The sequence below is a fragment of the Nostoc sp. genome (assembly GCF_036919675.1).
In the GTDB taxonomy this organism is placed as follows: domain Bacteria; phylum Cyanobacteriota; class Cyanobacteriia; order Cyanobacteriales; family Nostocaceae; genus Nostoc.
In genome coordinates, this window is the sequence record NZ_JBALCP010000138.1 from 1 (window position 1) to 5,996 (window position 5,996).

The 5,996-nt window shown below is 44.1% G+C and carries 5 protein-coding genes and 2 pseudogenes; 3 read left to right on the forward strand and 4 right to left on the reverse strand.

Annotated features, from left to right (window positions below; translation table 11 throughout):
- The first annotated feature begins 390 nt into the window (after positions 1-390).
- Positions 391-1,692 (forward strand): MFS transporter, encoded by a 1,302-nt coding sequence (locus V7K49_RS33740; protein WP_335209563.1) that lies wholly within the window; start codon positions 391-393, stop codon positions 1,690-1,692.
- 431 nt (positions 1,693-2,123) lie between these two features.
- On the opposite strand, the pseudogene V7K49_RS33745 reads toward V7K49_RS33740, so the two are convergent.
- The 3 genes and pseudogenes from V7K49_RS33745 to V7K49_RS33755 form a co-directional block, all read right to left on the reverse strand.
- Positions 2,124-2,462: pseudogene (locus V7K49_RS33745) on the reverse strand (DUF1348 family protein); the annotation flags it as partial.
- A gap of 441 nt (positions 2,463-2,903) precedes the next feature.
- Positions 2,904-3,596 carry a substrate binding domain-containing protein gene (locus V7K49_RS33750; RefSeq protein WP_335209564.1) on the reverse strand — a complete coding sequence of 231 codons (693 nt, stop codon included), beginning with the start codon at positions 3,594-3,596 and terminating at the stop codon, positions 2,904-2,906.
- A 33-nt stretch (positions 3,597-3,629) separates the two neighbouring features.
- On the reverse strand, positions 3,630-3,821 hold the full coding sequence (locus tag V7K49_RS33755; protein WP_335209565.1) for a helix-turn-helix domain-containing protein: 192 nt from the start codon (positions 3,819-3,821) through the stop codon (positions 3,630-3,632).
- A 131-nt stretch (positions 3,822-3,952) separates the two neighbouring features.
- On the opposite strand from V7K49_RS33755, the gene V7K49_RS33760 reads away from it, so the two are divergent.
- Together V7K49_RS33760 and V7K49_RS34860 are read left to right on the forward strand one after the other, a co-directional pair.
- Positions 3,953-4,816 (forward strand): NmrA/HSCARG family protein, encoded by an 864-nt coding sequence (locus V7K49_RS33760; RefSeq protein ID WP_335209566.1) that lies wholly within the window; start codon positions 3,953-3,955, stop codon positions 4,814-4,816.
- A 336-nt stretch (positions 4,817-5,152) separates the two neighbouring features.
- Positions 5,153-5,611, forward strand: a pseudogene (locus V7K49_RS34860) (SDR family NAD(P)-dependent oxidoreductase).
- 192 nt (positions 5,612-5,803) lie between these two features.
- On the opposite strand, the gene V7K49_RS33770 reads toward V7K49_RS34860, so the two are convergent.
- On the reverse strand, positions 5,804-5,996 hold a 193-nt coding region (locus V7K49_RS33770; protein WP_335209569.1), incomplete at its 5' end, for a hypothetical protein.

Genomic DNA, 5,996 nt, shown 5'->3' on the forward strand with positions numbered 1-5,996 from the left:
CAGATGGGAACGTCAAAAAGTTTACTTTGACGCATTCATTGACCTTGCTACAATCCATATCTGGATTAACAAAATATTATTAGTCGGATAGGTTCATAGAAGATGTTCTCAAATTTTACCCCTACTGTTGGCAGGTAGAACAACGCTTGAAGATATTTGGTTGTCGCCGCGTAGACGCTCTTAGCAGCTTGTCGCAGATATCTAAGTTTTGTTTTCTGGACTGGGTTACGTAATAGTTGCACTCAGTGTAACGAACCGATTACAATCTGATGCTGTAATGTGTGTTTAGAAGTAGAGGAATCAACGTAGACGATAATCTCGCCCTGGTCTACATGCGATCGCTTGACTTTGAAACAAAAGCAACCGCTTGAATTAAATCGGACAACTTAGATGATATCAGATGAAGTGTTCAAACGAAAGGTATTAGACAAGGTAACTCGGCGGCTGATTCCCTTGTTATTTGTACTTTATATCATTGCTTATTTGGATCGGGTTAATGTCGGGTTTGCAGCCTTGCAGATAAATCACGATTTGGGCTTTAGTTCGACAATTTACGGTTTCGGGTCAGGAATCTTTTTCCTGGGCTACTTTTTGTTTGAAATTCCCAGTAACCTCATCTTAGAAAAAATTGGTGCTAGGGTTTGGATTGCCCGGATTGCCATAACTTGGGGAGTAATTGCCACAGGAATGATGTTTGTAAAAAGCCCTTTAAGCTTTTACTTATTGCGTTTTTTCTTAGGAATTGCAGAAGCTGGGTTTTTTCCTGGGATTATTCTTTACCTCACATATTGGTTCCCAACAATTCAACGTGCTAAAACCGTAGCTTTATTTATGACGGCAACTGCGATCACTGGGGTTGTGGGAGGACCTCTTTCTGGTTTGCTGCTGACTCTGCATGGAATTGCAGGATTAGCGGGTTGGCAGTGGTTATTTATAGTAGAGGGTTTACCCGCGATCATTATGGGTTTTGTGGTGCTGAATTATCTATGCGAACGTCCAAAGCAAGCTGAATGGTTGGAACCAGAGGAGCGTTTCTGGCTCCACGAGAGATTGCAGCTAGAATCCGAACACAAACAACGCCACAACAGCTATACTTTACTCCAAGCTCTTGTCAATCCTAAAGTTTGGTTACTGAGCCTGATTTATTTCACTCTAGTAATTGGTCTTTATGGTATAAGTTTCTGGCTACCACAAATTATTAAAGGTTTTTCTGGATTAAGTGACCTGTGGGTGGGATTTCTGTCAGTTATTCCTTATCTAGTAGGTGCGAGCGGAATGCTCTTTGTTGGTAGCCACTCAGACCAAACTAGAGAACGCCGCGCTCATGTTGCGATTCCAGCTTTTATTGGGGCATTTGGTCTAGTTCTGAGTGCTTACTTTCATGAGCCTATGACTGCTCTAGCATCCCTTTCGTTGGCAGCACTGGGAATTTGGGGGGCTTTCGGACCATTTTGGGCTTTACCCACTGCTTTTTTAAGCGGTACAGCAGCAGGCTCCTTAGCGTTGATTAACTCTGTGGGCAATTTGGCAGGATTTGTTGCTCCCTACCTTATTGGCTTAATTAAGGATGCCACTAATAGTTTTACCGGAGGGCTGCTTGTAATGGCAGCAGCACTGCTACTTGGTGGGATTCTCACTCTGGTAGTGCATCATGACTCTTTTTTAGAGGAACTGGATACTATCCGAAGCTGATTCTTAATTAACCGCCCCCAAAGGTATAATCTTATTCCCTGAGAGTAGCGATCGCTTTCTCTGTTTTTTAGAAGGCAGAAGTACGTTCGCGTAGCGTCACCCACAGGAGAAGGCAGCTATGCTGAAGGAAATTCACGTTTAAAAATGTGGAATTGATCTTGGACGGTTTATATCTTGGGGTACTTGACGCGATGCTCGTTCGCCCTTGGCGTCTCCCTTTGGGAGATGACTCGCTCTAAGCGTACCCCTGCGGGGAAGCAAGTTACGTGTAGCGTCTCTAAGAGTTGCCATGCCGCAGGCTTTACGCTGCGCTATCGATACAATTTCTTTTTTAAACTGGGCAATAACCCAAAGCCCAGAACTAAAGTTTTTATTAATGCTTCTTTCCTTTAGCATAGCTGCCCTCTGCCTTTTTTTGGAAATTGCAATGTTTAGGATGTTCGCTCCCATTGAAACTTCCGTTCAAACTCTTGAATGGGCAGATCATTAATGCTAGCTTCACGCCTTTGCATTAATCCATTTTCTGCAAACTCCCATTGTTCATTACCATAGGCACGATACCAATAACGTTGTTCATCATGCCATTCATACTCAAAGCAAACAGAAATTCGATTTTGTGTAAAGCTCCACAATTCCTTTTTCAAACGGTAGTCTAATTCTTTTGCCCACTTTCGTTTTAAGAAAACCTTGATTTTTTCTCGTCCGCTGAAAAATTCGGCGCGATTGCGCCACTGAGAATCTTCGGTATAAGCCAAGGCAGCTTTGTTCCTCTTCCTCGTTCTGAGACTGGATGAAGGGCAATTGCCTGACCCATCCCTTCACTGTTCAATAACTTAAAATGTAGTACTTATTCCACATAGCTCAGTACAGCATTTCATATTAAATTTAGCAATATTATGCAATACCAATGCGTCGGCTTACATTGTTAATGCGTTGGCTTACATTGTTAATGCGTTGGCTTACATTGTTAATGTGTCGGCTTAGATTGTTAATGTGTTAGCTTGCTTTGTTAATGCGTTAGCTTAGATTGTTAATGTGTTGGCTTGCTTTGTTAATGCGTCCCCATACAATGCCAATGTATTCCCTTAGAATGTTAATGCGTTCCCCTGCATAAAAACGCTACGTTTTTATGCAAAACTTTACTAAGAGTAGAGAGAGAACAGTTAATAGGTATAATTTTCCATTTGTCCTGTTCGTGCAACAACGCCCTTTCAATCTATAATATCATCTCGCTTTAAAGCAGCCGCCAATTCTCTCATAAACTCGACAAAAACGCGAACTTTAGCCGAGAGATAGCGTTTTTGCGGATACAATACTGCGATCGGTAATCCGACTTGGGTCGCGTAGGCTTGGAGAATTGGTTGGAGGTCTCCACGGGCGATCGCCTTTGCTGCAACAAATTTGGGCAATTGCACCACACCGGCTCCTTGAATTACTGCCTCTAAAATAACTTCTGAATTATCGAATCTCAGATAACTGTCAACGTCAGGGTCAATCGATTTTCCATCTTGTTCAAACTTCCAGTTAGCTTCTCGTCGAGTCTGTGGATAGATAAAGTTGACACAGCGATGCTGCAATAGTTCTGTGGGTCTTGTGGGCATACCATACTGGACGAGATACTGCGGCGAGGCACAAGTGATGTAGTGTGCAGTTGCCAGGTGGTGCATAATTAAACTGCTATCGCTGCTGATTCCAATCCGCACAGTCGCATCAACGCCTTCCTCAATCAGATCGATCAGGCGATCGTTAAAAGAAACATTCAGATTGAGCTGAGGATATTGTGCGGCAAATTGCAGCAGAGGCTGGGCGATATGCATCTTGCCAAACACAAAGCTCAGATCGAGTCGTAATGTTCCGATTGGCGTGGATTGCGATTGTTTGACTTCGAGTTCGGCTTCTTCCAAATCGTTGAGAATTTGCTGAGAGCGTTGATAAAATCAGTTGCCATCTTCGGTCAGCATCAAACTGCGAGTCGTCCGCTGGAGTAAGCGCACCCCCAATTCATCTTCTAAGCGCAATACAGCCCGACTCACGGCTGACGGAGCCATGCCTAACTGTCGGGCTGCCTCGGAAAAGCTGCCATATTGAGCGGAGCGCATAAAAATCATCAGACTTTTCAGCTTGTCCATTGAGGCAACCACATCTTTGAATTTTTTGCATAACTGTTTTGAATTTTAACTACTTTCGCTATTTTTCGGTATAAGGTACTGTTTAGACAAGATGAAATTTCTGATACGCAAACAGTATCGAAAAAACAAGCATGACACAGCAAATAAACTTAGAACGAATCATCTTAGTCACTGGAGCTACGGGTAATCAAGGTGGCGCAGTAGCACGTCATCTTTTGCAGCACGGAAATTTCAAGGTACGTGCCTTTGTGCGCGACCCAAACAAGCCTGCTGCTCAAGCACTCCAACAAGCGGGGGCAGAACTGGTAGTAGGAGAGTTTAACGATCGCGCTTCACTTGAGGGCGCTCTGCAAGGTGCCTATGGCGTTTTTTCGGTGCAGAACTTCCAAGATGGAATAGAAACTGAAATCTGTCAGGGTAAAGCGGTCGCAGACGCAGCGAAAGCGGCGAGTATCCAGCATTTCGTCTACAGTTCGGTAGGTAGTGCAGAACGCAAAACTGGCATTCCGCATTTTGACAGCAAGTTTCAAGTCGAAGAATACATCCGAGCGATCAAGTTATCCTACACGATTATGCGTCCGGTTTTCTTCTTTTACAATTACAACGCGATGCGCCCGATGATTGAAAACGGAACGCTTTCCCAGCCGCTCAGTCCCAAGACGAAATTGCAGCAACTTTCCGAAGAAGATTATGGGGAGATGGTGGCTGAGGTTTTCAAGCGCCCCGCAGATTTCTTGAACCGCGAACATGAAGTCGCAAGTGTGGATATGACAATGACGGAAATCGCAGCTGCATTCAGCCGCGTTTTCGGAAAAAACGTCGAATACCAACAAATTCCGTTTGAAGCGTTTGAGCAGCAAGCCGGAGAGGAAGTTACCATCATGTATCGCTGGTTCGAGAACGTCGGTTACGCAGCAGATTTGGCGCAGTTGAAACGCGATTTTCCTGAACCGACCGACTTTGAATCCTATTTGCGCGATCACGACTGGGCATAACCAACCTTCTTCGCGTCCGCTGTTGGGTCAAACGGTATATAAAGTAGTGATTTAGAGTCAAACAAAAGATTGTTCACTCAAAAAAAATCAGGTGTGAAATGAAATTAAACGGAAAAATTGCAGTTGTTACCGGGGCAAGTCGAGGCATTGGGAAAGCGATCGCAACCCGACTGGTTTTGTGACGGAAGTATGCATGAATATTGTGAAACCTGGAAATCCCCTTGAATGAAAAGTGCGATCGCACTCGTTTTCACCAAAAGCTGACAAGAAGCTGTAATTGATGCCTCACAGCCCAATTGGGACGAAACTTACTAAACAATTTTAAAGGAGCAAATGATGCGATTCTCGTACAAATTTGTAGTTGTTACTAGTGCTGCTGGAGGAATTGGGAGCGCCATCACGCGTCGCTTTCTGTCGGAGGGAGCGAAGGTCTGTGCGGTCGATAACAGAACGGAAGCGCTTAACCAATTGGTACTTGATCTCGGCTCGCCAGATGCGTTGCTGGCGATTGAGGCAGACGTAAGCAGTAAGTCAAACTGCAACAATCTCTCAGCTTAGGTACAGCAAACGTGGGGTGCAGTCGATATTCTGATCAACAACGCAGGTAAATTTCCAGTCACACCTTTCGAGGATATCTCGTATACTGAATGGCGCGAGGTTTGTGCAATCAATCTTGATAGTCCTTTTCTGGTGACGCGATCGCTCCTACCGTTGATCAAGGTCAGCAAAACTGGGCGGATCATCAGGGCAAACGCATCTAAATTACTCTTGATCGCAACCAAGGTTAAGAACTAACGACAAAATCAGCATTTCTGGTTTGGTTTAGTTTCCAAGACTCAGAGCGATCGCTAAACTTGTGTCAATAAGTAGGAATTAATGCGACTATTTTTAGCCTATTGAGAATACGGCTCTTTTATTGACATGATGCGTTTGCCCTGATGTTACAACTGGCAAAGAGAGAATAACTCTTTAATTACTAACTCTTGACTATCCCTCTTCTGTCACTTTCCGAGTATTCTGAATAAAAGAATCAAAAGAGAAAACTCTGGAAGGTAAGTAGGGTAATGGATGTAGAATTACAAATCCTGAAACATTTGGCAAGAGATGCCCACCCAACAGTTGCGATGGCGTAACCGCCCGCTGGAAGCGATCGTAGATGAATATTGTGCAGAGTATAAAG

What these genes read in the sequence shown, in the direction of transcription:
- V7K49_RS33755 (WP_335209565.1), bottom strand. Translation starts at nt 3,821, where the DNA reads ATGGACAAGCTGAAAAGTCTGATGATTTTTATGCGCTCCGCTCAATAT.
- V7K49_RS33760 (WP_335209566.1), top strand. Translation starts at nt 3,953, where the DNA reads ATGACACAGCAAATAAACTTAGAACGAATCATCTTAGTCACTGGAGCT.
- V7K49_RS33740 (WP_335209563.1), top strand. Translation starts at nt 391, where the DNA reads ATGATATCAGATGAAGTGTTCAAACGAAAGGTATTAGACAAGGTAACT.